The sequence below is a fragment of the Pseudomonas sp. PAMC 26793 genome, from assembly GCF_000313235.1.
Lineage (GTDB): Bacteria > Pseudomonadota > Gammaproteobacteria > Pseudomonadales > Pseudomonadaceae > Aquipseudomonas > Aquipseudomonas yamanorum.
The window spans coordinates 147,800-172,184 of record NZ_AMXG01000045.1 but is presented as its reverse complement, the minus strand read 5'-3'; the positions used below and the strand labels follow the sequence as shown (position 1 = coordinate 172,184).

22 protein-coding genes, 1 tRNA gene and 1 pseudogene are annotated in these 24,385 nt (G+C 57.5%); 16 read left to right on the top strand and 8 right to left on the bottom strand.

The features are described 5' to 3' along the window. Nucleotides 1-28 precede the first annotated feature (28 nt). Nucleotides 29-1,309, bottom strand: coding sequence for an OprD family porin (locus D109_RS0124850; RefSeq protein WP_017479261.1), 1,281 nt, complete (start codon nt 1,307-1,309; stop codon nt 29-31). Nucleotides 1,310-1,546: 237 nt separating this feature from the next. Between D109_RS0124850 and D109_RS0124845 the strand changes: the two genes are divergently transcribed. Next, a complete protein-coding gene (locus tag D109_RS0124845; RefSeq protein WP_003212008.1) occupies nt 1,547-2,218 on the top strand; it encodes a response regulator in 672 nt (223 codons plus the stop codon). Then, the gene (locus D109_RS0124840; RefSeq protein WP_017479260.1) at nt 2,211-3,596 is read left to right on the top strand and encodes a sensor histidine kinase; all 1,386 of its coding nucleotides are present in this window, start codon (nt 2,211-2,213) and stop codon (nt 3,594-3,596) included. Before D109_RS0124845 ends, D109_RS0124840 begins: the two co-directional genes overlap by 8 nt. Here the strand turns inward: D109_RS0124840 and D109_RS0124835 are convergent, their stop codons facing one another. Together D109_RS0124835 and D109_RS0124830 are read right to left on the bottom strand one after the other, a co-directional pair. Further along, nucleotides 3,597-4,418 (bottom strand): HDOD domain-containing protein, encoded by an 822-nt coding sequence (locus tag D109_RS0124835; RefSeq protein WP_017479259.1) that lies wholly within the window; start codon nt 4,416-4,418, stop codon nt 3,597-3,599. Nucleotides 4,419-4,454: 36 nt separating this feature from the next. Further along, on the bottom strand, nt 4,455-5,396 hold the full coding sequence (locus tag D109_RS0124830) for a folate-binding protein YgfZ (protein ID WP_017479258.1): 942 nt from the start codon (nt 5,394-5,396) through the stop codon (nt 4,455-4,457). 139 nt (nt 5,397-5,535) lie between these two features. Here D109_RS0124830 and D109_RS0124825 point away from each other — a divergent pair, with 139 nt between their 5' ends. Further along, nucleotides 5,536-5,790, top strand: a complete 255-nt coding sequence (locus tag D109_RS0124825) for a succinate dehydrogenase assembly factor 2 (RefSeq protein WP_003212000.1) — start codon at nt 5,536-5,538, stop codon at nt 5,788-5,790. Then, nucleotides 5,774-6,226 (top strand): hypothetical protein, encoded by a 453-nt coding sequence (locus D109_RS0124820; RefSeq protein WP_017479257.1) that lies wholly within the window; start codon nt 5,774-5,776, stop codon nt 6,224-6,226. The genes D109_RS0124825 and D109_RS0124820 overlap by 17 nt, the downstream gene beginning before the upstream one ends. Here the strand turns inward: D109_RS0124820 and nadB are convergent. Further along, nucleotides 6,195-7,811: an L-aspartate oxidase gene (gene nadB, locus D109_RS0124815; RefSeq protein ID WP_017479256.1), complete on the bottom strand. Its 1,617-nt coding sequence runs from the start codon at nt 7,809-7,811 to the stop codon at nt 6,195-6,197. The genes D109_RS0124820 and nadB overlap by 32 nt on opposite strands. A gap of 467 nt (nt 7,812-8,278) precedes the next feature. Between nadB and rpoE the strand changes: the two genes are divergently transcribed. The 4 genes from rpoE (at nt 8,279) to D109_RS0124795 (ending at nt 12,135) form a co-directional block, all read left to right on the top strand. After that, entirely contained in the window at nt 8,279-8,860 is a 582-nt protein-coding gene (rpoE, locus tag D109_RS0124810; RefSeq protein WP_003172477.1) for an RNA polymerase sigma factor RpoE, read from the top strand. 31 nt (nt 8,861-8,891) lie between these two features. Then, the gene (locus D109_RS0124805; RefSeq protein ID WP_003172479.1) at nt 8,892-9,479 is read left to right on the top strand and encodes a sigma-E factor negative regulatory protein; all 588 of its coding nucleotides are present in this window, start codon (nt 8,892-8,894) and stop codon (nt 9,477-9,479) included. Between the two features lie 16 nt (nt 9,480-9,495). After that, nucleotides 9,496-10,452, top strand: coding sequence for a MucB/RseB C-terminal domain-containing protein (locus D109_RS0124800; RefSeq protein WP_017479255.1), 957 nt, complete (start codon nt 9,496-9,498; stop codon nt 10,450-10,452). A 246-nt stretch (nt 10,453-10,698) separates the two neighbouring features. Then, entirely contained in the window at nt 10,699-12,135 is a 1,437-nt protein-coding gene (locus D109_RS0124795; RefSeq protein ID WP_026078208.1) for a DegQ family serine endoprotease, read from the top strand. 67 nt (nt 12,136-12,202) lie between these two features. Here D109_RS0124795 and D109_RS0124790 read toward each other — a convergent pair whose 3' ends face one another. Then, nucleotides 12,203-13,636, bottom strand: coding sequence for a M48 family metalloprotease (locus tag D109_RS0124790; protein WP_017479253.1), 1,434 nt, complete (start codon nt 13,634-13,636; stop codon nt 12,203-12,205). 95 nt (nt 13,637-13,731) lie between these two features. Here D109_RS0124790 and D109_RS0124785 point away from each other — a divergent pair, with 95 nt between their 5' ends. Further along, nucleotides 13,732-13,971, top strand: a complete 240-nt coding sequence (locus D109_RS0124785; protein ID WP_003211989.1) for a sulfurtransferase TusA family protein — start codon at nt 13,732-13,734, stop codon at nt 13,969-13,971. A gap of 40 nt (nt 13,972-14,011) precedes the next feature. Then, complete coding sequence (locus D109_RS0124780; RefSeq protein WP_017479252.1) at nt 14,012-15,082, top strand: AI-2E family transporter; 1,071 nt, start codon at nt 14,012-14,014, stop codon at nt 15,080-15,082. Between the two features lie 130 nt (nt 15,083-15,212). Here the strand turns inward: D109_RS0124780 and D109_RS0124775 are convergent, their stop codons facing one another. Both D109_RS0124775 and D109_RS0124770 read right to left on the bottom strand, forming a co-directional pair. Continuing rightward, the gene (locus tag D109_RS0124775; RefSeq protein ID WP_017479251.1) at nt 15,213-15,686 is read right to left on the bottom strand and encodes a peroxiredoxin; all 474 of its coding nucleotides are present in this window, start codon (nt 15,684-15,686) and stop codon (nt 15,213-15,215) included. Nucleotides 15,687-15,696: 10 nt separating this feature from the next. Further along, the gene (locus D109_RS0124770) at nt 15,697-16,257 is read right to left on the bottom strand and encodes a glycine cleavage system protein R (protein ID WP_003172487.1); all 561 of its coding nucleotides are present in this window, start codon (nt 16,255-16,257) and stop codon (nt 15,697-15,699) included. A gap of 261 nt (nt 16,258-16,518) precedes the next feature. Between D109_RS0124770 and dapA the strand changes: the two genes are divergently transcribed. The 6 genes and pseudogenes from dapA to D109_RS01000000132130 form a co-directional block, all read left to right on the top strand. After that, a complete protein-coding gene (gene dapA, locus D109_RS0124765) occupies nt 16,519-17,397 on the top strand; it encodes a 4-hydroxy-tetrahydrodipicolinate synthase (protein WP_010176584.1) in 879 nt (292 codons plus the stop codon). 17 nt (nt 17,398-17,414) lie between these two features. Beyond that, nucleotides 17,415-18,530, top strand: coding sequence for an outer membrane protein assembly factor BamC (bamC, locus tag D109_RS0124760; RefSeq protein WP_017479250.1), 1,116 nt, complete (start codon nt 17,415-17,417; stop codon nt 18,528-18,530). Between the two features lie 4 nt (nt 18,531-18,534). Further along, a complete protein-coding gene (locus D109_RS0124755) occupies nt 18,535-19,293 on the top strand; it encodes an MBL fold metallo-hydrolase (protein ID WP_003211977.1) in 759 nt (252 codons plus the stop codon). 28 nt (nt 19,294-19,321) lie between these two features. Beyond that, nucleotides 19,322-20,035 (top strand): phosphoribosylaminoimidazolesuccinocarboxamide synthase, encoded by a 714-nt coding sequence (gene purC / locus D109_RS0124750; RefSeq protein ID WP_003211975.1) that lies wholly within the window; start codon nt 19,322-19,324, stop codon nt 20,033-20,035. Between the two features lie 83 nt (nt 20,036-20,118). Then, nucleotides 20,119-20,208, top strand: a tRNA-Ser gene (locus D109_RS0124745). A gap of 412 nt (nt 20,209-20,620) precedes the next feature. Next, nucleotides 20,621-21,474: pseudogene (locus D109_RS01000000132130) on the top strand (hypothetical protein); the annotation flags it as partial. A gap of 85 nt (nt 21,475-21,559) precedes the next feature. Here D109_RS01000000132130 and D109_RS0124735 read toward each other — a convergent pair. Continuing rightward, the gene (locus D109_RS0124735; protein WP_026078207.1) at nt 21,560-24,340 is read right to left on the bottom strand and encodes an NACHT domain-containing protein; all 2,781 of its coding nucleotides are present in this window, start codon (nt 24,338-24,340) and stop codon (nt 21,560-21,562) included. Between the last annotated feature and the right edge of the window lie 45 nt (nt 24,341-24,385).

The following is a 24,385-nucleotide window of genomic DNA, read 5'->3' as shown; positions in this document are numbered from 1 at the left end:
CTCCATCATTGTTGTTATGAGGTGGCTGTTACCAGAGTGCGACGCTGTAGCTCACCAGCAGGCGCACTTCATCCGCATCACGGGCCGAATAGTTGGAACGGTAAGTGGCATTACGCAGGCGCACGGCCACGTCCTTGAAGGTGCCGATTTGCACCACGTACTTGATTTCGCTGTTGCGTTCCCACTCCTTGCCGGTCTCGCCGTTCTTGAGCTTGATGTTGTCACCCGACAGGTAACGGCTCATGAAACTCAGGCCGGGAATCCCCAGCTTGGCGAAGTCGTAGTCGTAGCGTGCCTGCCAGGAGCGTTCTTCGGCGCCGGCAAAGTCGTTGATCTGCACGAAGTTGACAAGGTAAGGATCGCTACCGTCCACGTAGGGAAAGGCGCTGTCGCCAGACATGTGCTGATAGCCGGCGCTGAGCTTATGGCCATTGAGGGCATAGCTGAAGAGGCCGTTGAGGGAGGTGTTGTCGATCTTGCCGCCGTGGGCGGCCCCGGTGTCATCACTGACGGCCAGGCGCAGGTCGGCGCCGAAGGTGCCGGGGCCCATCGGACGTGAGGCGACCAGGCCGAGGAAATGCTGGCGGTACACGTCGTCGAGTTGGGCAAAGTGGTAGCTGCCGGTGATCTTGTCGGCGAACTTGTAGTCCACGCCGCCGAAATCGAAATGCTTGCCGGTGGCGCCGCTGAGGAAGCGGCTGTTCTTGTTATTGAGGCCGATGTCTTCGTAGTTAGTGTCGTCGCGGTCTTTGGCCTTGTTCAGGCGGCCGCCGGTAAACACCAGGTTCTTGAACTCCTTGGAACTCAACAGGCCGCCTTCAAACGTCTGCGGCAGGATGCGCCCGTCGTTGGGCTTGAGGATCGGCAACTCGGGGATTAGCGCGCCGATCTTCAGCTCGGTGGCGGAGATCTTCACTTTGCCGGTCAGGCCGAGTTTGGAATATTCGTTGGCGGCGCGACCGTCATCGTGGGTGGGCAGCAGGCCGGTGCCGGTGCGGTCGGGGCTGGAGTCGAGCTTGACCCCGAGCATGCCCAGGGCATCCACGCCAAAGCCGACGGTGCCGTCGGTGTAGCCCGACTGCAGGTTGAGCATGAAGCCCTGCGCCCACTCGTCGCGTTTGGATTGTTGTGCGCTGGTGCCATCGCGGAAGTCGCGATTGAAGTACATGTTGCGGGTTTCGAGGGTGGCGGTGCTGTCCTCGAAAAAGGCGGCTTGGCCTACGGGCGAAAAGCCGGCAAAGGCGGCAGCACTGGCAAGGGCGGTTTGGGTGAAACGAGAAGAACGAGCAGGCGGCTGTGTGCGCAGCATCGTGGGTGTACTCCGTTTATTGTTCTTATTTTGGCGAAAACGCTTCGAGGCGTTTTTCGGGCGCTATGGGTGAAATAGCTCGGCAGGCGAAACCCACCGTGGTTGGATGCTAAAGGGCGAAGCTTTCACTAACCTTTCAGCCGCCTTTCAATGTTTTCGGGCTTCACAGCACAGGTGGCGCCTGTAAACTCCCCGGCAAAGCGTGGCGCCGACCACCCCCGAACGAGGTAAAAACCCATGCGTGTCCTTCTGGTCGAAGACCATTTGCAGCTAGCCGAAAGTGTCGCCCAGGCGCTCAAGAGCACGGGTTTGACCGTCGATGTGTTGCACGATGGGGTGGCGGCGGACCTGGCCTTGAGCAGCGAGGAATACGCGGTGGCGATCCTTGATGTGGGCCTGCCGCGCATGGACGGTTTCGAGGTTTTGGCGCGGTTGCGGGCCCGCGGGAAAAATCTGCCGGTGCTGATGTTGACTGCACGCAGTGATGTGAAAGACCGGGTGCACGGCCTTAACCTGGGTGCGGATGACTACCTGGCCAAGCCGTTCGAACTGACGGAGCTGGAAGCCCGAGTCAAAGCCCTGCTGCGCCGTAGCGTGCTGGGTGGTGAGCGGCAGCAGGCGTGTGGCGTGCTGATTTATGACCTGGATACGCGGCGCTTCACCCTGGGTGGCGAACTGCTGACCCTGACCTCCCGCGAGCAGGCGGTGCTTGAGGCGCTCATCGCGCGTCCTGGCCGGGTGATGAGCAAGGAGCAACTGGCCTCCCAGGTGTTCGGCCTGGATGAAGAGGCCAGCCCCGACGCCATCGAAATCTACGTGCACCGCCTGCGCAAGAAACTCGATGGCCAGCCGGTGGCAATCGTCACCTTCCGTGGCCTGGGGTACCTGCTGGAAGCCCGCGATGCATAAGCCCAGCAGCCTGCGCTGGCGCCTGCTGTGGAACCTGGCGCTGTTGCTGGTGGTGTTGATGATTGCCAGCGGCTTGAGTGCCTACTGGAATGGGCGCGAGGCGGCGGACACGGCTTACGACCGCACGCTGTTGGCCTCGGCGCGGACCATTGCGGCCGGCCTGTCCCATCGCGACGGGACCTTGAGCGCCGACGTGCCGTACGTGGCCCTGGATACGTTCGCCTACGACAGCGCCGGGCGGATTTACTACCAGGTCAATGATATTCACCAGAAGTTGATTTCCGGCTACGAGAACCTGCCGGGCCCACCGCCGGGCACGCCGCGCACCGATGACTATCCGGCGCTGGCGCGCTTTTATAACGCCAAGTATCAGGGCCAGAACGTGCGAGTGGTCAGCCTGCTCAAGGCCGTCTCCGAGCCGAACATGAACGGCATGGCAGAGATCCGCGTGGCCGAAACCGATGAGGCGCGTGTTGCCATGGCTCGCAGCCTGATGGCCGATACCTTGCTGCGCCTGGGGATGTTGGCCGTCGGCGCGTTGCTGTTGGTGTGGTTTGCCGTGAGTGCAGCACTGCGGCCATTGGAACGTTTGCGCACGGCCGTGGAAGAGCGCCAGCCCGATGACCTTCGGCCATTGCCGCTGGTGGAAGTGCAGCATGAGCTGGGCCCGCTGGTGCGGGCGCTCAACCATTTTACTGAACGCCTGCGCGGGCAGTTCGAGCGCCAGGCACAGTTTATTGCCGATGCCGCCCATGAGCTGCGCACACCCCTGGCGGCGCTCAAGGCGCGCCTGGAGCTCGGCCTGCGGGCCGAAGACCCGGCCACCTGGCGCACCACCCTGGAAACCGCCGCCCAGGGTACTGATCGCCTGACTCACCTGGCCAATCAATTACTGTCGCTGGCTCGCATCGAAAACGGTGCCCGGGCGATTGCCGAAGGCGGGGCCCAGTTGCTGGACTTGAGCCAGTTGGCTCGCGAACTGGGCATGGCCATGGCGCCGCTGGCCCATGCACGTGGCGTAGCCCTGGCCCTGGAAGCCGATGAGCCAGTGTGGCTGCGAGGCGAGCCGACCTTGTTGAACGAGTTGTTGAGCAACCTGGTGGACAACGCCTTGGCCCACACGCCGCCGGGTGGCAACGTGATCCTGCGGGTGACGGCGCCGGCGGTGCTTGAGGTGGAAGACGACGGCCCGGGCATCCCGCTGGATGAGCGGGATCGGGTATTCGAACGGTTCTATCGGCGCAGTCAGCAGGGCTTGGGTGCGGGCTTGGGGCTGGCGATTGTCGGTGAGATCTGCCGGGCACATCTGGCGCAGATCAGCTTGCATGATGGTGAGTTGGCGGGGTTGAAGGTGCGGGTCAGTTTTAATGCGGGGTAATCAGTAAAACATTGACCGCGCTTCATCCAGCTCGGCGCGCAAGGCGTCGCTGTGCGGGTCGAGGCGCAGTTTCTTGATTGCAGGCAGCGTCGATAGCGGCACGCTGGCGAGCGGATGGTCGGTGTTGCGGTGGCAATACAGTACGGCGACCTGCACCAGGTCGATATAGTCCAGGCGCTCGGAGTCGCGCTCCAGGTCGAGGTATTGCCCTGGCAGGTTCACCAGCATTTCCGGGAAGTCCCAACGTCGCAGCAGTTTGTCCCCCAGCAGCGGGTGGATGCTTTCAATCACGTGGTTGAGGCTGACAGGGTCAGCCAGCAGTTCATAATGGTCTTCGGCGTAGGTCAGGATCGGCAGCACGCCAATCTGGTGCACCAAGCCGCCGAGGGCCGCCTGGTCTGGCTTCAACTGGCTGTGGTTGCGGCACAGCACGTAGCTCACGCCGGCCACTTCCAGGCTGCGTCGCCACACATCGCGCATCTTCTGTTCGACCACGTCGGAACGGGCGTGGAAGATCTGTTCCATCACCAGCCCGATCGACAGGTTACTGCTGTAGTTGGTGCCCAACCGGGTGATGGCGGTGTGCAGGTCTGTGACTTCCTGGGTCGCGCGCAACAGCGGGCTGTTGACCACTTTGATCAGCCGCGCCGACAAGGCGGTATCGCGGCCGATCACTTTGCTTAGATGGCTGATACTGATGTCCGGGTCTTCGGCGGCCTGACGAATCTTCAGGGCCACTTCCGGCAGCGTTGGCAGAACCAGGTCATCGTTATCGATGGCCACAACCAACGCCTGTTGGACTTTTTCCGCCAGCATGTTCATTCATGATCTCTAGGGTGTTGCAAAAAGGTACGACGATCAGCGCTGGATCTCGCGATCACGGTCCAGTTGGTAGGGCAGGTCGAGCAACTGAAGACCGGGGCCTTCCAGCGTGCCTACATGCACATCGCCACTCTCTGCTGCTTCGGCTTGCAGCACCGCTAGAAGTTCAATCCCTTGGTCGGCGCGGGCGGCAATGACCACCTCGCCAATTGCACTGTTGTGAGTCGGGGAAAACAGTGGGGTGCCTGGCTCCGGCAGTTCACTGGCAGCCAGGCTCAGGCGGTACAGGCGGCGCTTGAGTTTGCCCAGGTACTGCATGCGCGCGACGATTTCCTGGCCGGTGTAGCAGCCTTTCTTGAAGCTGACGCCGCCGATGGCTTGCAGGTTGAGCATTTGCGGGATGAACAGTTCGCGGGTCTGAGGCATGACCTGGCCGATGCCGGCACGGATCTGGCCCAGCAGCCACTGGTTCAGTTCACCTTCGTTCAATTGCGCGGCGAGTTGGCTGTGCAGCGTTTCAGCCTGGGCGGCGGGGGCCCAGAGTTCGGCGCGGCCTGGCGATACGCGGATGGCGATCAAGTCGTCGCTGCGCACCACGCTGTCGGTCTCGGCGGGTAGCTCGAGGCCTAGGCTGGCCAGTAGCTGATCGGCATCCGACACACCGAAGCGTACCCAGGCGGTGCTTTCGTCGGTGAGTTTGGATTTGGAGAACACAGCGTACTTTTTCAAGTCTGCCAGTTGCGGCTCCAGCAGTTCGGTCGCCATGGCCAGCAGCACGCCATCGCCTTGCAGCAGAATGCGGAAGCTCGACTGCATGCGCCCCTTTTGGGTGCATCGCGCGCCCAGGCTGGCCTGGGTGTCACTCAGGTAGTTGAGGTTGCAGGTCAGTTGTCCCTGGAGGAACTTGGCAGCGTCGGAACCGCGGACGGCGAGAACGCCTTCGTGGGACAGGGGGCAGAAGAAAGCAGAGTCAGCCATGGGTCATCGCAGGTTAAAAAGTCATGAGTGCATCATAGAGGGGCGCCCGGCAAATGGATAGTTTCCGTATGGCCGACCAAAGCCGACTGTTCCGGGCAGCTTCGGCCTGTATACTTGCGCTCTATTTGAGGAGCGCTCCATGGTCGAAGATGTAGAACTCAATCGCCTCTACTGGCACAGCCGCCGCGGCATGCTTGAGCTGGATGTGTTGCTGGTACCGTTCGTCAGGGAGGTTTATCCGCACCTCAACGACGTCGACCGCGACTGCTACCGCAAGCTGCTGGAATGCGAAGATCAGGACATGTTCGGCTGGTTCATGGAACGCGCCGAATCGGAAGACCCGGAGCTGCAGCGCATGGTTCGGATGATTCTGGATCGTGTCCAGCCCAAGTAATACGTTCGAATGCCGCTGGCATGCCTCCGGGCAGTTGCTGGCGGTTTATCTTTTCGCCCAGGCGTTCGCATTGGGTGCGTTGTGGTTTCTCGATGTATCCCCGTGGGTTGCAGCCTTTGGCGCCTTGTCGTGCCTGGCCCATGCCGGTTGGGTGGTGCCGCGTCATCTCCTGCTGACTCACCGTTCGTCGATCCGTGGCCTGCGTCGCGATAAGGATGGCTGGCAGCTGTGGAGCGCCGCCCGTGGCTGGCACCGCGTGCAACTGCGCCCCGACAGCCTGGCGTTGCCGTTGATCGTGGTGCTGCGCTTTCGGGTGCAGGGTGACTGGTGGGTGCGTTCGGTCTGTGTGCCACAGGATGCGCAGGCCACCGATGTGCATCGGCGCCTGCGGGTGCGCTTGAAGTTCAGCCGCCGTAGGTGGTTGGCACCAGAATAGTGTCGCGCGCTTCGGGCAGCATTTGCGGGTAGTCGAGGGTGTAATGCAGGCCCCGGCTCTCCTTGCGTTCCATGGCCGAGCGGATCATCAGTTCCGCCACCTGGGCCAGGTTGCGCAGCTCGATCAGGTCGCGGCTGACTTTATAGTTGCTGTAGAACTCGTCGATCTCATCCAGCAGCAGCCGAACCCGGTGCTGCGCCCGCGCCAGTCGTTTGTTGGTGCGCACGATCCCCACGTAGTCCCACATGAAGCGCCGCAGCTCGTCCCAGTTGTGGGCGATGATCACGTCTTCATCCGAATCGGTCACCTGGCTGGCGTCCCAGCGGGGCAGGGCGGCTGGCACGGGGATGCGCGGCAGTTGTTCAAGGATGTCGGCGGCGGCGGAGCGGGCGTACACGAAACATTCCAGCAGTGAGTTGCTGGCCATGCGGTTGGCACCGTGCAAGCCGGTGAAGCTGGTTTCGCCGATGGCATACAGGCCAGGCACGTCGGTGCGCCCGTGCTGGTCGACCATCACGCCGCCGCAGGTGTAGTGCGCCGCCGGGACGACCGGGATCGGGCCTTTGGTGATGTCGATGTTGAACGCCAGGCAGCGCTCGTAGACCGTCGGGAAGTGAGTCTTGATAAAAGCTTCGGGCTTGTGGCTGATGTCCAGGTAGACGCAGTCGATGCCCAGGCGCTTCATTTCATGGTCGATGGCCCTGGCGACGATGTCTCGTGGGGCCAGCTCGGCTCGTGGGTCGAAGCGTTGCATGAAGCGTTCGCCGTTGGGCAGTTTCAGGTGCGCGCCTTCGCCGCGCAGGGCTTCGGTGATCAGGAAACTCTTGGCTTGCGGGTGATACAGGCAGGTGGGGTGGAACTGGTTGAATTCCAGGTTCGCCACCCGGCAGCCGGAACGCCAGGCCATGGCGATGCCATCACCGCAGGCGCCGTCAGGGTTGCTGGTGTAGAGGTAAACCTTTGCTGCGCCGCCCGAGGCGAGAATCGTGAACCGGGCGCCGTAGGTGTCGACTTCGCCGCTGGCGCGGTTGAGTACATAGGCGCCGAGGCAGCGTTCGCCCGACAGGCCCAGGCGTTTTTCGGTGATCAGGTCGACGGCGACCCGCTGTTCCAGCAGTTCGATGTTGGGGCGTTGCCGCGCTTGGTCGAGCAGGGTCTTGAAGATTGCGGCGCCGGTGGCGTCGGCGGCATGGATGATCCGTCGATGGCTGTGGCCGCCTTCGCGGGTCAAGTGGAACTCGAAGCCGCCGTCGTCGGTGCCGGAATGCTCATCCCGGGTGAAGGGCACGCCCTGGTCGATCAGCCATTGGATGGCTTCGCGGCTGTGCTCGACGGTAAAGCGCACTGCTTCTTCATTGCACAGGCCAGCACCGGCATTCAGGGTGTCTTCGACGTGGGATTGCACGGTGTCGGTGTCATCCAGCACTGCGGCGACACCGCCTTGGGCCCAGAATGTCGAGCCATTGGCCAGGTCGCCCTTGCTCAGAACGGCTATGCGCAGGTGGCTCGGCAGGGTCAGTGCAAGGCTCAAGCCCGCAGCGCCGCTGCCAATCACCAGGACATCGTGTTGAAACTGTTGGCTCATTTGAAGGATTCCGCAAAAAGCGATCCGAAGGGGGCGCAAACAGGACGCCTGGATCGGCGAATCAAAGGGTCACACGGCCCACTAGTATATAGAGGGGGGGAGCGGCACAATAGCCGGGCATTCGTGGCATTGTGAGACTACGGTCAACGAACTGCACGGCTTTCATGAAACTGACAGCGATTGGGATGGGAACTTTTTGCATAAGCCCCGACTCAATAGCAGGATGCCCGAAAGCTGGGAACACGCTGGATTTGCTGATCGGCGCCTGTGTCAGGTGCGTCAGGAAACTGGCGACAGATTATTCGCGCAGCCGGCATAGCCCGCGCTGCGTTTTTCGTGTGTGCCAAATCAGTGCGTACCGGAAACTTGCTTGGAGGGGGAGAACTTTTGCGAAAAGCCCGAGTCTATGTTTGCAAGCCTGATCGATTAGTTATGCAAGCCTCCTTCAAGTACTACGAGGAGTGTTCATGCTAACCCAGGAAGAGGATCAGCAGCTGGTCGAGCGCGTTCAACGTGGCGACAAGCGGGCATTTGATCTGCTAGTGCTGAAATACCAGCACAAAATTCTCGGGTTGATCGTGCGGTTTGTGCACGACACCCATGAAGCGCAGGACGTTGCACAGGAAGCCTTTATCAAGGCCTACCGTGCACTCGGTAATTTTCGCGGTGATAGTGCGTTTTACACGTGGCTCTACCGCATCGCCATTAACACGGCGAAGAACTATCTGGTTTCTCGCGGTCGCCGCCCGCCAGATAGTGATGTTAGTTCGGAAGATGCTGAATTTTATGATGGTGATCACGGCCTCAAAGATCTCGAGTCGCCGGAGCGTGCATTGCTGCGCGACGAGATTGAGGGAACCGTCCATCGCACTATTCAACAACTGCCAGAAGATTTGCGTACCGCGTTAACTTTACGTGAATTCGATGGTCTGAGTTACGAAGACATTGCGAGCGTCATGCAATGTCCGGTGGGTACCGTACGTTCCCGGATTTTCCGGGCTCGGGAAGCCATCGATAAAGCCCTGCAGCCGTTGTTGCAGGAAAACTGAGACAGCGGCGACAGCCAAGAGAGGAACCGCCATGAGTCGTGATGCCCTGCAGGAATCGCTGTCCGCAGTGATGGATAACGAAGCGGATGAACTGGAACTTCGTCGAGTGCTTAATGCATTTGATGACGCCGAAACCCGTGATACCTGGTCTCGTTACCAAGTCGCTCGGGCGGTGATGCACAAGGATCTTCTAATCCCTCGTCTGGATATTGCTGCGGCCGTTTCTGCTGCGTTGGCTGATGAAGCCGTTCCGGCAAAAGCTGCTCGCGGTCCTTGGCGTAGCCTTGGCCGTCTGGCAGTTGCTGCTTCGGTGACCGTCGCTGTTCTGGCAGGTGTTCGCCTGTACAACCAGGACGAAATCGCCGGTGCCGAACTGGCCCAGCAGACCCAGCAACCGGTCATGGCCGGTCCGCAGGTCAAGGGTCCAGCGGTACTGGCCGGCTACAAGGAAAGCTCCGATACCACCGGGCCTATGGCCAACGGTGTACTTCAAGGGCAATCCGGCTGGCAAGATCAGCGTCTTCCTGGCTACCTGCGCCAACACGCACAGGAATCGGCCTTGAAAGGCACTGAAAGCGCTCTGCCATACGCTCGTGCTGCAAGCCTGGAAAACCGCTAGTCCGCCAAGGAGCTTTATGCGCGCCATACCGCTCCTTGCGCTTTTGCTCAGTGGCTGGTTTGTAGTCCCCGCCCATGCCGATGAAGCCCAAGACTGGCTGACGCGTCTTGGGCGGGCAGAGCAGCAACAAAGCTTTCAAGGCACCTTCATCTACGAGCGTAACGGTAGTTTTTCTACCCATGACATCTGGCATCGTGTCCAGAATGGTCAGGTCCGTGAGCGGCTTCTGCAGCTCGATGGTTCTGCCCAGGAAGTCCTGCGCGTGGATGGCCGTACCCAATGCGTGAGCGGCACGCTGGTTGCCGGGCTTGGGGCCTCCCCCAACGCCACAACACGCACCCTTGATCCGCAAAAACTCAAAGCGTTCTACGACCTTGCCGTCATCGGCAAATCGCGCGTGGCCGGTCGAAATGCGGTGATCGTCTCAGTGACCCCTCGCGATCAATACCGCTATGGTTTTGAGCTGCATCTGGATCGCGAAACCGCGTTGCCACTGAAGTCATTGTTGCTTAATGATCAGGGCCAGTTACTGGAGCGATTCCAGTTCACCCGGCTCAATACATCGGTGCCTGATGATCGTGATTTGCTGCCCAGCGGCGAATGTACGCCGGTCGCTGTGACCAGCGCCAAGGCCCCGGAGGTCGAGATCCCTCAGGATTGGCGCCTCGATTGGTTGCCGCCAGGCTTTCAGTTAGTCAACACCAGCGCTCATAAAGACTCCCACACCAAGGTCACTGTCAGCAGCTTGATGTATGACGATGGCCTCGCGCGTTTTTCGGTGTTCCTGGAGCCGCTTAACGGCGCAACCGTGACCGAGACGCGCACCCAGTTGGGCCCGACAGTTGCCGTATCGCGGCGTCTGAATACCCTGGAAGGCGAGGTGATGGTGACCGTCGTCGGCGAAATCCCGATTGGCACCGCCGAGCGAATTGCGCTGTCTTTACGCAGCGGCACCACGCCCGCCAAGCCGTGAGTTGTTAATCCTATGTTCATCCTGATATTTCAATGTTGCGCAGGAGAGAGTCGATGCCTGCCTCTACCGAGAGACATGAAATGTCTGGATCATTTTTTTCACTTGCTAAAATCTCCTATGTTTTTTATAGGTCAGGGCTTCTCGGCCCTGGCCTTGTTTTGTTCGCGGAACAAAAATGTCGGTCGCAGTTTTTTCGGCGTTTATTGAACCCTGTCGCTCAACCCTGCTCGTCGTAACGGGAGCTGTATGTCGATACCACGTTTGAAGTCTTACCTATCCATAGTCGCCACGGTGCTGGTGCTGGGTCAGGCCGTTACCGCGCAAGCGGCCGAGCTGCCTGATTTCACCCAACTGGTGGAGCAGGCGTCGCCTGCCGTGGTGAACATCAGTACTACGCAGAAGCTGCCGGACCGTAAAGTCTCCAACCAGCAGATGCCTGACCTGGAAGGCCTGCCGCCGATGCTGCGGGAGTTCTTCGAACGTGGCATGCCCCAGCCGCGCACGCCTCGTGGTGGTGGCGGCCAGCGCGAAGCCCAGTCCCTCGGCTCGGGCTTCATCATCTCGCCTGACGGTTACATCCTCACTAATAACCATGTGATTGCCGATGCCGACGAGATTCTGGTGCGCCTGGCTGACCGCAGTGAGCTGAAAGCCAAGCTGGTAGGCACAGACCCACGTTCCGACGTGGCCCTGCTGAAAATCGATGGCAAGGACCTGCCGGTGCTCAAGCTGGGTAAATCCCAGGACCTGAAAGCCGGGCAATGGGTCGTCGCCATCGGTTCGCCGTTTGGTTTTGACCACACCGTGACCCAAGGCATCGTCAGCGCCATCGGTCGCAGCCTGCCGAACGAAAACTACGTGCCGTTCATCCAGACCGACGTGCCGATCAACCCGGGCAACTCCGGCGGTCCGCTGTTCAACCTGGCGGGCGAAGTGGTCGGCATCAATTCGCAGATCTACACCCGCTCCGGTGGTTTCATGGGCGTGTCGTTCGCGATTCCGATCGACGTGGCCATGGACGTTTCCAACCAGCTGAAAACCGGTGGCAAAGTCAGCCGCGGCTGGTTGGGTGTGGTGATCCAGGAAGTGAACAAAGACCTGGCTGAATCCTTCGGTCTCGACAAGCCAGCCGGTGCCTTGGTCGCGCAGATCCAGGACGATGGCCCAGCAGCCAAAGGCGGCCTGCAAGTGGGTGACGTGATCCTGAGCATGAACGGCCAGCCGATCGTCATGTCTGCGGACTTGCCACACCTGGTGGGCGCACTCAAGGCCGGCAGCAAGGCCAAGCTGGAAGTGATCCGCGACGGCAAACGCCAGAACGTTGAGCTGACCGTCGGCGCGATTCCGGAAGAAGGCGCGGCGCTTGATGCGTTGGGCAACAGCAAGCCGGGTGCCGAACGCAGCAGTAACCGCTTGGGCATTGCCGTCGTCGAGTTGACCGACGAGCAGAAGAAGAGCTTCGACCTCAAGAGCGGTGTAGTGATCAAGGAAGTGCAGGACGGCCCTGCCTCCCTGATTGGCCTGCAACCAGGTGATGTGATTACCCACCTGAACAACCAGGCCATCAACTCCACCAAAGAGTTCACCGATATCGCCAAGGCGCTGCCGAAGAACCGCTCGGTGTCGATGCGCGTCCTGCGTCAGGGTCGTGCCAGCTTCATTACCTTCAAGCTGGCCGAGTAATCCGCTAGTCCAATAAAAAGCCCCGCTCTCGATGTACGAGAGCGGGGCTTTTTTGTGGCTGTAAGGTTTAGCCCATCATGTCTTTGATCATGCGTTCCTGGTCGATGAGTTCACGCTGTCGTGCATCGATGCGTGATGAGAGCGGGAAGTTGCTGCCGGCGCGACGCTTGGCGAAGTCCAGTTGCTGGATGGCCTGCTTGAAATCTCCCACCAGGGCGAAGTACTCGGCGCGGGCCTGGTGCAGGCCGATGATATTGCCCGACAAGCCACGGGTTTCCGCGACCTGGTACCAGACATCCGGATCGTCTGTGCGTGATTTAAGCAGGCCTTCCAGGGCTTTTTCCGCGTCAGCGGTACGGTTCTGCTTGAGCAGCAGGTCCACCCGCACCTGGTTCAGCGGGTAGTTGCCTGGATATTGCGTCAACATCCGGTCCGTGCGCTGCTGGGCGTCTGGCAGGCGATTGTTGGTCATGTCCAACTCGATCTGCGCCAGGTTATAGGTGATGTCGTTGGGTGCCTTGGCCAGCAGCGGCTTGAGGTTTTCCCGGGCCAGGTTGAACTGCGCGCCTTTGATCTGGGCGATGGCCAAGCCATAGCGCGCCACATCATTTTTCGGATTTTCATCCAGCTGAGCCTGGAAGCGCTTGGCTGCCAGGCCTGGAGTGTCTTCGTAATACAACTGCACGCGCGCGCGGATCAGCTGGTAGCGCAGGCTGTCTTCAATGCCGCCCGGCTTGGCTTGCTCCGCGCGGTTGCGGGTATCGGCGATCCGCGATTCGGTGACCGGGTGAGTCAGCAGGAATTCTGGTGGCTTGGCGTCAAAGCGGTACTGGCGCATCAAGCGCTCGAACATGGTCGGCATGGAGCGCGGGTCGTAACCAGCCTTCTCCAGGTTGAGAATGCCGATACGATCAGCCTCTTGCTCGTTTTGCCGGGAAAAGCGGCGTTGCTCCTGGATGGCGGCGGCCTGGCTGCCGGCAATTGCGGCAATGCCCGCATCACCTGCACCCGCGGCGGCGGCGATGATGCCGCCGAGCAGCGCTGCCATCATCGGGATCTGCATGCGCTGCTGCGCTTCCACGCCTCGGGCGAAGTGGCGTTGGGACAAGTGAGCCAATTCGTGGGCCAGTACCGAGGCATATTCGCCTTCGGTCTGGGCATTGAGGAACAAGCCGCCGTTGACCCCGACGATGCCGCCAGGCGCGGCAAAGGCGTTCAACTGCGGGCTGTTGATCAGAATGAACTCCAGGCGTCGGTCATTGACCTGGCTGGTCTCCACCAGTTTGTACACGCTGGTTTCGACGTAGTCCTTGAGCTGCGGGTCGTTGAGTTGCGAGACCTGGCCACGCAGGTAGGCCAGCCATGCCCGGCCCAAATCGTATTCCTGTTTTGGCGAGACAATGGCAGAACTGGCGTCGCCAAGTGACGGCAGGTCGTCAGCGAAGCCTGGAGAGGCCAGCAGGCAAGCCAGCGTCAGCAGGGTAGGGCGCAAAAAAGTCATGCACAAAGCCTTTCGACAAAGAGCTTACTGTAGCCGGACACTGAGCTTCGGACCAGATATTCTAAGCGCCCCCGATGCCCACCCGGAGTTAAACCATGACTGACGCTGTAGCCTTCGATGCCGAACTGGATGCCAGTGGCCTTAACTGCCCGCTGCCATTGCTCAAGGCCAAGCTGGAACTCAATCGGCTGGCCAGCGGCGCGGTGCTCAAGGTGATCGCCACGGACGCGGGTTCCCAGCGGGATTTCCGCACGTTTGCCAAGTTGGCCGGCCACACCCTGTTGCATGAAGAAGACGAAGCGGGCGTCTATCGTTACTGGTTGCGCAAGGCCTGAATCGCTTGAATATGCTGTCCTTATCGCCTGAGGTTTATTGATGTTCAAAGTGTTACGTGACTGGATTCAGCGCTACTTTTCCGATGAGGAAGCCGTGGTGCTGGCCGTCCTGCTGTTTCTTGCCTTTACGGCCGTGCTCACCTTGGGCGGCATGCTGGCGCCGGTATTGGCAGGGATGGTGCTGGCGTACCTGATGCAAGGCCTGGTCTCCATCCTGGAGCGTTTGCGATTGCCGGGCGGGGCGGCAGTGGGCCTGGTGTTTGCCTTGTTCATGGGGCTGTTGCTGGTGTTTATCGTGATCGTGGTGCCGTTGTTGTGGCATCAGTTGATTACCTTGTTCAACGAGCTACCGGGCATGCTCGCCAAGTGGCAGTCATTGCTGCTGCTGTTGCCCGAGCGTTATCCGCATCTGGTGTCGGACGAGCAGGTATTGCAGGCCATTGAAGTAGCCCGCGGTGAAATCGGAAAGTTCGGACAATGGGCGCTGACCTTTTCCCTTTCGAGCTTGCCGTTGCTGGTCAACATCATGATCTACCTGGTACTGGTGCCGCTCCTGGTGTTTTTCTTCCTCAAGGACCGCGAGATGATTGGTCGTTGGGTGCGTGGCTACCTGCCCCGTGAGCGCGCGCTGATTACCCGGGTCGCCGAAGAAATGAACCGGCAGATAGCCAACTACATCCGTGGCAAGGTCATCGAGATCTTTATCTGCGGTGGCGTCACCTACATCGGCTTTGTCGCACTGGGCCTGAACTACGCTGCCCTGTTGGCGCTGCTGGTGGGTGTTTCAGTGGTGGTGCCATACGTCGGCGCGGTGGTGGTGACAGTGCCGGTGATGTTGATCGCGCTGTTCCAGTGGGGCTGGAGTGATCAGTTCATCTACCTGATGGCGGTGTACGGCATCATCCAGGTGCTGGATGGCAATGTGCTGGTGCCGCTGCTGTTCTCCGAGGCGGTGAACCTGCATCCGGTGGCGATCATCTGTGCGGTGTTGTTGTTTGGCGGGTTGTGGGGCTTCTGGGGGGTGTTCTTTGCGATCCCCCTGGCGACACTGTTCAAGGCGGTGCTGGATGCCTGGCCTCGGCAGGAGCCTGTTGTAGCGCCGTTACTCTGATAGTTGTGGTGCCGGTGCAGGCCTCATCGCGGGCAAGCCCGGCTCCCACATTGACTGAGTTGTCCTGTCGAACAATGATCACATGTGGGAGCTGGCTTGCCTGCAATAGCTATTTCAGCCAGCAAGTGAATCAAGCCTTGTTCAGCGCCTGCGCCGCTGCCAGCACGGCATCCACATGGCCTGGCACTTTCACACCACGCCATTCCTGACGCAGCACACCATCCTTGTCGATCAGGAAGGTGCTGCGATCAACGCCCAAATATTCCTTGCCATACAGCTTCTTCAACTTGATCACATCAAACAGCTGGCAAACGGCTTCGTCCTTGTCGCTGATCAGCTCAAAGGGGAATTCCTGCTTGGCCTTGAAGTTCTCGTGGGACTTCACGCTGTCCCGGGACACGCCAAACACTTCGGTGTTGGCTGCCTTGAACGCTGCGTGCTGGTCACGGAAGCCCTGGCCTTCAGTGGTGCAGCCCGGGGTGCTGTCTTTGGGGTAGAAGTAGATCACCACTTGCTTGCCCTTGAGCCCGGCAAGGCTGAAGGTCTGCCCGCTGGTGGCCTGGGCTTCGAAATCGGCTACCGGTTTGTCGATGACTACTGCCATGAAAACTTCCTTACATTGGGTTCTGTGGGCGCCATGGCTCGATCAGCGCGTCGAGGTTCAGGGCATCGGCGAAATCCAGGAACTGGTCGCGCAGCCAGCTGATCTGCACGCCGGCCGGCAAGGTCACGGTAAACGTGGCGTTGAGCATGGTGCCGCCGGTCTGTGGAGCCTGATAGGTGTCGCAGGTCAGGTTTTCCAGTTCGACGTTATGGTCGATAAAGAACTGGCACAGCTCGTTGACGATGTCCGAGCGGTAGGCCGAACTGACATAGGCAACATAAGGCAGGGCCTGGGGACGGTTCTCCAGGGCGGCGCTGCGCACCACGTTGACCGTGAAGTCATGCTTCTTCGCCAAACCCGGCAAGCCGGTTTCAAGGCGGGCCAAGGCGTCCCAGGTTCCGGAAATCTGCAGGACCAGCGCACTGCACTCGCCATGGCGGGTCAGGCGGGAGGTCACGACGGCGCAGCGGTTTTCATGGCTGGCGCGGCACAGGACGTTAGTCAGCTCCATGGGGTTGGCGCCAAGGGCACTGATGACAAGGAATTGTTCGCGGACTGTGGGGGTGGACATGCAGCCTTCCTAAAGCGATGAGCGGTCGATACGATGAAAGCGGTATCAATCAAAGGATCAAGGGTAGCGAAAACCATCGCCAAGGGCTAGGAGGTGGCGTTTTCATTACGTAATCAGCTTCATCAAACCCCGCTTTGGCCGAATGATGGCGTTGCCGCGAACTAAGTTGATCCAGAACGCATCCTCAGGCGGTACTTCGCTTGTACAAGCATCTTGGCGCCAGTACCATTACCGCTCTCTTTTTCCGGCAGGAGCGGTTGCATGATTGCGGGCAGTATGGTGGCACTGGTCACACCCATGGATGCACAAGGTAATCTCGACTGGGACAGCCTGGGCAAACTGGTGGACTTCCACCTGCAAGAGGGCACCAACGCCATCGTGGCGGTCGGCACCACAGGTGAATCGGCCACACTGGATGTGGAAGAACACATCGAAGTGATCGAATTCGTGGTCAAGCGTGTTGCAGGGCGTATTGCCGTCATCGCCGGCACGGGCGCCAATTCGACCCGCGAAGCGATCGAATTGACCCGCAACGCCAAGAAAGCCGGCGCCGATGCCTGCCTGCTGGTGACCCCGTACTACAACAAGCCGACCCAGGAAGGCCTGTACCTGCACTTCCGCGCTATTGCCGAAGCGGTCGACATCCCGCAGATCCTCTACAACGTGCCGGGTCGCACCGCCTGCGACATGAAGGCCGAGACCGTGATCCGCCTGTCCACCGTTCCGAACATCATTGGTATCAAGGAAGCCACCGGTGACCTGCAACGCGCCAAGGACATCCTGGCCGGCGTCAGCAGCGACTTCCTGGTGTATTCCGGTGACGACGCCACTGCCGTCGAACTGATCCTGCTGGGCGGCAAAGGCAACATCTCGGTGACTGCCAACGTCGCACCGCGCGCCATGAGCGAGCTGTGTGCCGCAGCCATTGCCGGTGATGCGGTCAAGGCCCGGGCGATCCACGAACAACTGGCACCGCTCAACAAAACCCTGTTTATCGAATCCAACCCTATCCCCGTGAAATGGGCGCTGCATGAGATGGGCCTGATGCCGGACGGTATCCGTCTGCCGCTCACCTGGCTCAGCGAAGCCTGTCACGAACCGCTGCGACAGGCCCTGCGCCAGTCCGGCGTCCTGGTTTAATTGAGGAAGCACTACGCATGAAGCGATTGGCCGGACTTTCCGCACTTGCCTTGATTATCTCCAGCACCAGTGGCTGCGGTTGGATCTGGGGCCCGGAAGGCTACTTCCGCGACCGCGGTAGCGATTACCTGGAAGCCCAACAAACTGCCCCGATGAAATTGCCGCCGGACGTCAATGTCGCCAAGCGCCTTGACCCGTTGCTGCCGATTCCGCGCAACGTGGCCGACGACACCTTCAAGGGTGAATACGAAGTGCCGCGTCCACAGCCGCTGTCGGCCGTGGCCGAGGCCAGCGACTACAGCCTGCAGAAGAGCGGCGACACCCGTTGGGTCATGGCCCAGCGCCCACCTGCCGAAGTCTGGCCGGTGGCCGTGCAGTTCTTCCAGGACAACGGTTTCCGCATTGACGAACAACGCCCGCAGACCGGTGAGTTCACCACCGCGTGGCAGCACACCAGCGAACTGTCGGCGTCCATGGCCAAGCGCCTGCAGGCCGGTGGCGTAGCCAATGACAGCGAAGCCCGCATCCGCGTGCGCATCGAGCCAGGCGTGCAGCGCAACACCAGTGAAGTCTATGTGGTGAGCGCCGAGCGTCCTGCCGGCAGCACCGCCAACGTCGACTTCACACCGCGTTCGGTCAACACCGGCGTGGACGCTGCCCTGGTCGACGAAATGCTCGCCAGCATGAGCCGTATCTCCGAGAAGGGCGGTTCCGTCTCCCTGCTCGCTGCCGGTAGCTTTGACACACCTAGCCGCGTCAGCCTCAGCGAAGACGGCAGCGGTAACGTCGTGCTCAACCTGGGTGAAGACCTGGATCGCGCCTGGTCGAGTGTCGGCCGCGCGCTGGAGCACGGTGAATGGCGCGTTGAAGACATCAACCGCAGCCTGGGCCTGTACTACATCAACTTGGCCGAAAAGGCCGAGAAGAAAGACGACGAGCCAGGTTTCTTCGGCAAGCTGTTCGGCAGCAAGCCGACCAAGGAAGAAGTCGAGACCCGCGCCGAGCGTTACCAGGTTCGTTTGAGCAAGGTAGGCGAAAGCGTGCAAGTCACCGTCGAGAAGAACATCAACACCGTGGCGCCGGCAGAAGTGGCGCGCAAAGTGTTGGGCGTGATTCAGGACAACCTGGGCTGATCCGATGCGTTTTGCCGTTCTCGGCAGCGGTAGCCAAGGGAACGGCACGCTTGTAGCCCACGACGACACGTACGTCCTGGTGGATTGTGGTTTCTCCCTGCGGGAAACCGAGCGGCGCCTGCTGCGCCTGGGGGTTCACCCCGCGCAGCTGAGCGCGATTCTGGTGACCCACGAACATGCCGACCACGTGCATGGCGTGGGTTTGCTGTCTCGGCGCTACAATCTTCCGGTGTACCTGAGTCGCGGTACCTTGCGCGGGATGCGCAAACCGATCGAACCCGCAGGTTTGCTGGCCGGTGGTGAGCAATTGCAGATCGGTGCCTTGAGCATTGATGTGATTGAAGTGGCCCACGATGCCCAGGAACCGACGCAATACGTATTCAGTGACGGTGAACGGCGCTTCGGCCTGCTCACCGACCTGGGTTCCTACTGCGCCAAGGTGCTGGACGGTTATCGCGACCTCGACGCATTGATGATCGAGTCAAACCACTGCCGTGACCTGCTTGCACGGGGTCACTACCCGGCCTTTCTCAAGCAGCGGGTTGGCGGGCAGTTTGGACATTTGAACAACCATCAGGCGGCGTACCTGGTGTATGAGTTGGGCTGGCAAGACCTGCAACACCTGGTCCTGGCCCACCTGAGCAGCAAGAACAACCTGCCGCAGCTGGCCCGGCAATGTTTTGTCGACACCCTTGGGTGCGACCCGGACTGGCTGCAACTGGCCGATCAAGATTCAGGGCTCGACTGGCGACACATCGCCTAGCCCACCTACTTAGCAAGCGGAGCCCATCATGGAAAAACGTGAAGAACTCTACCGCGGCAAAGCCAAATCGGTTTACAAGACCGACGACGCCAACCGCTTGATCCTGCTGTTTCGCAACGACACCTCGGCGTTCGACGGCAAGCGCATCGAACAGCTCGACCGCAAAGGCATGGTGAACAACAAGTTCAACGCCTTCATCATGCAGAAACTCGAAGCGGCCGGCATTCCGACCCAATTCGACAAACTGCTGGGCGACAACGAATGCCTGGTGAAAAAACTCGACATGATTCCGGTCGAGTGCGTCGTGCGTAACTACGCGGCCGGTAGCTTGGTGAAGCGTTTGGGCGTGGAAGAGGGCCTCAAGCTCAATCCTTACACCTTCGAACTTTTCCTGAAAGACGACGCCAAGGGCGACCCGTTCATCAACGAATCCCACGTCGTGGCATTCGGTTGGGGGACCGCTGAACAACTGGCGCGCATGAAAGAACTGTCGCTGAAGGTCAACGACGTCCTGAGCAAACTGTTCGACGACGCCGGCCTGCTGCTGGTGGACTTCAAACTGGAATTCGGTGTGTTCCACGACGGCTCCATCGTCCTGGGCGACGAATTCAGCCCGGACGGCTGCCGCCTGTGGGACAAGGACACCCGCAAGAAGATGGACAAAGACCGCTTCCGTCAGGGCCTCGGTGACGTCATCGAAGCTTACGAAGAAGTCGCCAACCGTCTCGGCGTACCGCTGTAATCGACGCAAGCATCTGATAGCACGGAAAAAAATCGCTTTGGCGCTTTGCTTCCAGGAAACAGGCTGTTATGATGCGCGCCGTTGGAGAGATGCCAGAGTGGCCGAATGGGACGGATTCGAAATCCGTTGTACCTTCACCGGTACCTAGGGTTCGAATCCCTATCTCTCCGCCATACTTAGAAAAGCCCCGTAGATTAATGTCTCGGGGCTTTTCGCATTTTAAGATTCTACGTAAAGATTCTACGTAAAATACATCTCCTCTAGTGCTCCTTGTAGCCCCTCTCTACGTCAATTGGCCTTATTCGCGACAACCCCCCAAGCACTTCGACAGTTCCCCTTGAGCGGTGTTGTACGTATCCCCAAGCTGCACCATGGCTACGGGTGTGTTAGGGCCTCCAGCCTTTACGCCACTATGGCGGAATACGCCTCCTTCTTGAAAGACCCGGACACTGACCTTTGATGTGTACAGACCGGTTTTAGCGCTCATACGAAGTTTGTCGCGATGTCGACGGTACCTAGGCTGGAAATTGATCTTTGAGGTGGGGGCTAAGGATGGATTCAACTCGATCAAAAGATCATCCCCGTGACGACTTCCGACCGCGCTTTGGCGTCGACGTGGAAGTGCTGCTGCCTGATGGCGAGCCGGATCCGGCACTGCCGATACTGACCGGCCTGCCGTTGCCGGCGCCGATGGGCGGGCAAGAGGCGGGTATGTTCGGCTTTCCGGAGGAGGGCACCACGGTGGTGGTCAGCTTTGCGTATGGCTTGCCGCACAAACCCTTCATCACGCAGATCCTGCCCACGGCCGGAGCTTGCCCCGGGGGCCGAAGGACGATCAGGTATGGCAGCACAGCGAGGCGTGCCAGCAGCGTGTCGACACCGACGGCAACTGGCTGCGCCAAACGGACGGCAAGATCCAGGACAAGGCGATTGAGCGGAAAGTGGAGGCGATGCAGAACACTGAGAGCTTCCAGAGCCACACCAGGAGGGTGGACGAGTATTCAACCGAGTCAGTGGGTGGGATCAAGAAGATCGAGGCGCTGGGCGCGCTAAAGCTGTTGTCGGGCGGATCCGCGAGCCTGGCGGCGGTGGACGATCAGACACCAGGCGAACGGGCGGGATTTGAACCTAGTGGTGGGGCAAAAGCACAGCACCATTGTGGGTGGCGATATGGAAGAAAGGATTCGGGGCGCTCGCGAGAGCGTGGCGGCAGTCAGTCAGCGGTTGGTTGCTCAAAAAACCATGCTGGATCTGAGAGCGTGAACATCTTTGAAATAGTGTGTGAGTTGCTAGTTTTATTGCAGCAGATGAATACTCAGCTGGCTAATCACAAGCATACGAATGCGCAGGAGTTTTTAAATGATTCTAAAACGACTATGAGACTTTACGCAAGTCTAAGGGGAATTACTCTTCAATTTTTTGAATATTTATATAGCTAATGTTAAGGGGGCATATTTCAACCGTGGCGGGCTGATTGAGATTTTACTCCATTCCGCCACAGTTGAAACATGGATTTTTAAAGAGTTACATGGTGAGCCACTTAGCAATTAGCTTTTCCAGACGATCCCCTGGTAGGCTCTGCGTAAGAAAGTCTTTGACTTCAAGTGAGAATTCACTTGCCAGTTTAAAGCCGATGCCTGACGAGGCTTTAGATAGCTCTTTTAGTAAAATGCCCTCTGATGCCAGAGAATTGATTAGTGAGCTAAGTCCCACATTTAACTTTAGGCTGGCGCATTGCTGCTTATATACTGATTCGGATTTCCAGACAAAGGCGCCACCTTTGAATCCGACTCGGAATATTTTCTTAAGGTCGTTTATTACATGATCTCTGCGTTTTTCTTTGTCTTCACTTGTAGCCTCTATCACCTCTCTTAATTCATCGCACAGAACGCAATCGCTGTCGAAGTTATTCCAGGATAAATGTTTTTTTCCAAAAAAAGCCTTTTCGAAATTAATAAATGTGCTCGATAGAAAAACTACCTCATCCTCAGGGATAGAACTGCGACCGAGTCCCGAGTAACCGCTGAAATAACCATCTCGAACTTTAAATGAAGAAAAGTCCAGGGGGTAAAATTCACCGAAAATTGATAAGTTTTTAACTTCATTTCCAATGCTTTCACCAAAAAGACCCAGAATTCTTTCGGAATTCTCTGTTCTCCCGCTTGCGATACCCTCAAAATTTATATGTAGCAATGCTGAGATCAGTTTTCTACCTACGATCTGGTCTTTCGCACCATCCATAGACTTACTAAATTCTTGGAGAACTGTCGACTCGTAATCTGTCGACGATTCTTTGTATTTGCATATTTCCTTGACAAGTACGCCGCCGCGATAACAGCTTTGAGCAAATTCTTTTAAGATGTTAAAATCTTTTTCTGCATGTTTCGTATTGATAAGGTAGGTGAGATAACGCGCTTTTACCCAGAACTCAAGTGAGTCGTATTTGACGGCGAAGTGGCCCTTATCTCTGGCTAGAAGTGTAGATGTATGGTAGTTTCGACTTGTCCCCTCATCGTAGTCTACGCCTGTGCCGGCAAGTGCAAGCGCGACGAGATCAAATAATTCATCCTCTTTTACTCGGCCATCATACTGGAAAACAATATCGCGGAGTATTTCGAAATATTGATCACATGTTCGTATGCCCAAAAACTGTTTTCCGATTTCCCGATCCATGAGTTGGTAGATAACTTTATCTAACGGTTGATCGAATTTAAAGTATTCGCTTTGTTGATGCTTGAGCTTTTCTCCTCCCTCGGCAGCCAACTCACAAGCAAGCCGAAGAATTAACGGAGTAACTTGGGAACTGCTTCCCAATTCAGCCATGTATTCGCGGGCACGAGATACAAATCTGTGTGCCGAATCCAAACCTTTAAAACGTTTTGCGAGGTACTTCTCTATCAGTTGTTCATCAAATCCTTTGATAAAGAAAATGTGAACATCGTCGCTTTCAAAAGATTTTTGATTGATTTCTCGGGATGCCATTAAAACAGAGCAATTTAAGTATGTGTCATTCAGCTCTCGCACAGAGTCAATGAACTTATCGAGCACGAATCGTTCTTTAAGTTTCGATTGGATCTCATCCAGCCCATCGATGATAATTAACACATTTCCGGAACTCACATTTAGCCCGAGGCTGTGAGCATCGATGATGTCATCCTCTCCTGAAACCAAGGCATATAGTGATTGCAGAGAGTCCACTATGCCGCCGGATGATGGCAACTCGTCTGGAATGTCAAAGGATGAAATAAGAATCGCTTTTTTCTTTAGGCCATTACTTTGATATTTGTTTATAAGCTGAACGGCTTGGTCACAGAACGTAGTTTTACCTGCGCCCCCGTCTCCAAATATCACATAAATGGGCTTTTTGGTTCTAAGTTTATTTGTTACTAGCGATTGAATGAAGTTTAAACCTAGTAAGCTGAAATCTTCAGAGTGGAGCTTCTGGTCAATGAAATACGGTTCGTCCGGAGGGTTCGTAATTTCCTTAGCACTTTCCGGTAGGCAGCGATCCCAAATATAGTCTTCAATAAACTCGAAGCCGCACTTCATATTTGAAAATTTAGCTGTGAACTCTTTTGATATGCGTTCTATATTTTCTTTGCGGTTTCTAACTGGCGTGCCAGTTGTTTCACTAATTTCAACTGGAAATAAGAAGGTTAAGCTAGACAGTTTTTCCAAACCATCAAGTTTGAAAACTGTTTCAAAAACCTGTTTGAACCAGATGTTTCTTCCGAGAAAGAGAATTCCAATTTTCCGACCATCTGCCTCATCGAGACAGTAAAATTCAAAATCTTTTGAGACCTCTCGTTTGAAAATTTTTCGGTTGGGATAAACGATGGATATTATTTTCTCGCACCGCCAGTTTTCATCGCTGATTACTGATTTGTGGAGTTTATAATAGATTTCACTTGGTATTTTTTGATCTATGTATAATTTATCTTTTGATCCGAAAACTGACTTTATTAGGCTGTCCATTGCCGTAGTAACTCGATCTGAGTCGTCAGTTGTCAAGACTTCATCGTTGTCGTGAGATACAATGTTTCCAAATGTTTGAATGGTTCGAAGATCATCCTTAATCCGCTTTAGGTGATTTTCAGGGATTTTTACATTTTTAAAGTTTAATGATTCAATTAGAGTGTTTAGATTAGAGTCTGCCGCTTTTTCATGGGCGCCTGTGATTTCCGAATTAAGTAATAGTATTCGACAAAAAGACTCTGCTGCCTTTCTTGCAATATTTAAGTCCTTATTTTTGTCAAATTCAGAAATATAGCTACCAAGACGTTGAATGACATCACTAATATCCATTTAAAACCCTGCTCCAGTAAAAAACCAAAAATGCAATGCTTGTGT

Excerpts from the sequence above, each read along its gene's own strand:
- D109_RS0124850 (WP_017479261.1), bottom strand. The coding sequence starts at position 1,309 with ATGCTGCGCACACAGCCGCCTGCTCGTTCTTCTCGTTTCACCCAAACC.
- D109_RS0124830 (WP_017479258.1), bottom strand. The coding sequence starts at position 5,396 with ATGGCTGACTCTGCTTTCTTCTGCCCCCTGTCCCACGAAGGCGTTCTC.
- D109_RS0124845 (WP_003212008.1), top strand. The coding sequence starts at position 1,547 with ATGCGTGTCCTTCTGGTCGAAGACCATTTGCAGCTAGCCGAAAGTGTC.
- D109_RS0124840 (WP_017479260.1), top strand. The coding sequence starts at position 2,211 with ATGCATAAGCCCAGCAGCCTGCGCTGGCGCCTGCTGTGGAACCTGGCG.
- D109_RS0124735 (WP_026078207.1), bottom strand. The coding sequence starts at position 24,340 with ATGGATATTAGTGATGTCATTCAACGTCTTGGTAGCTATATTTCTGAA.
- rpoE (WP_003172477.1), top strand. The coding sequence starts at position 8,279 with ATGCTAACCCAGGAAGAGGATCAGCAGCTGGTCGAGCGCGTTCAACGT.
- D109_RS0124835 (WP_017479259.1), bottom strand. The coding sequence starts at position 4,418 with ATGAACATGCTGGCGGAAAAAGTCCAACAGGCGTTGGTTGTGGCCATC.
- D109_RS0124800 (WP_017479255.1), top strand. The coding sequence starts at position 9,496 with ATGCGCGCCATACCGCTCCTTGCGCTTTTGCTCAGTGGCTGGTTTGTA.
- D109_RS0124785 (WP_003211989.1), top strand. The coding sequence starts at position 13,732 with ATGACTGACGCTGTAGCCTTCGATGCCGAACTGGATGCCAGTGGCCTT.
- D109_RS0124775 (WP_017479251.1), bottom strand. The coding sequence starts at position 15,686 with ATGGCAGTAGTCATCGACAAACCGGTAGCCGATTTCGAAGCCCAGGCC.
- nadB (WP_017479256.1), bottom strand. The coding sequence starts at position 7,811 with ATGAGCCAACAGTTTCAACACGATGTCCTGGTGATTGGCAGCGGCGCT.
- purC (WP_003211975.1), top strand. The coding sequence starts at position 19,322 with ATGGAAAAACGTGAAGAACTCTACCGCGGCAAAGCCAAATCGGTTTAC.
- bamC (WP_017479250.1), top strand. The coding sequence starts at position 17,415 with ATGAAGCGATTGGCCGGACTTTCCGCACTTGCCTTGATTATCTCCAGC.
- dapA (WP_010176584.1), top strand. The coding sequence starts at position 16,519 with ATGATTGCGGGCAGTATGGTGGCACTGGTCACACCCATGGATGCACAA.
- D109_RS0124755 (WP_003211977.1), top strand. The coding sequence starts at position 18,535 with ATGCGTTTTGCCGTTCTCGGCAGCGGTAGCCAAGGGAACGGCACGCTT.
- D109_RS0124805 (WP_003172479.1), top strand. The coding sequence starts at position 8,892 with ATGAGTCGTGATGCCCTGCAGGAATCGCTGTCCGCAGTGATGGATAAC.
- D109_RS0124780 (WP_017479252.1), top strand. The coding sequence starts at position 14,012 with ATGTTCAAAGTGTTACGTGACTGGATTCAGCGCTACTTTTCCGATGAG.
- D109_RS0124790 (WP_017479253.1), bottom strand. The coding sequence starts at position 13,636 with ATGACTTTTTTGCGCCCTACCCTGCTGACGCTGGCTTGCCTGCTGGCC.
- D109_RS0124825 (WP_003212000.1), top strand. The coding sequence starts at position 5,536 with ATGGTCGAAGATGTAGAACTCAATCGCCTCTACTGGCACAGCCGCCGC.
- D109_RS0124795 (WP_026078208.1), top strand. The coding sequence starts at position 10,699 with ATGTCGATACCACGTTTGAAGTCTTACCTATCCATAGTCGCCACGGTG.
- D109_RS0124770 (WP_003172487.1), bottom strand. The coding sequence starts at position 16,257 with ATGTCCACCCCCACAGTCCGCGAACAATTCCTTGTCATCAGTGCCCTT.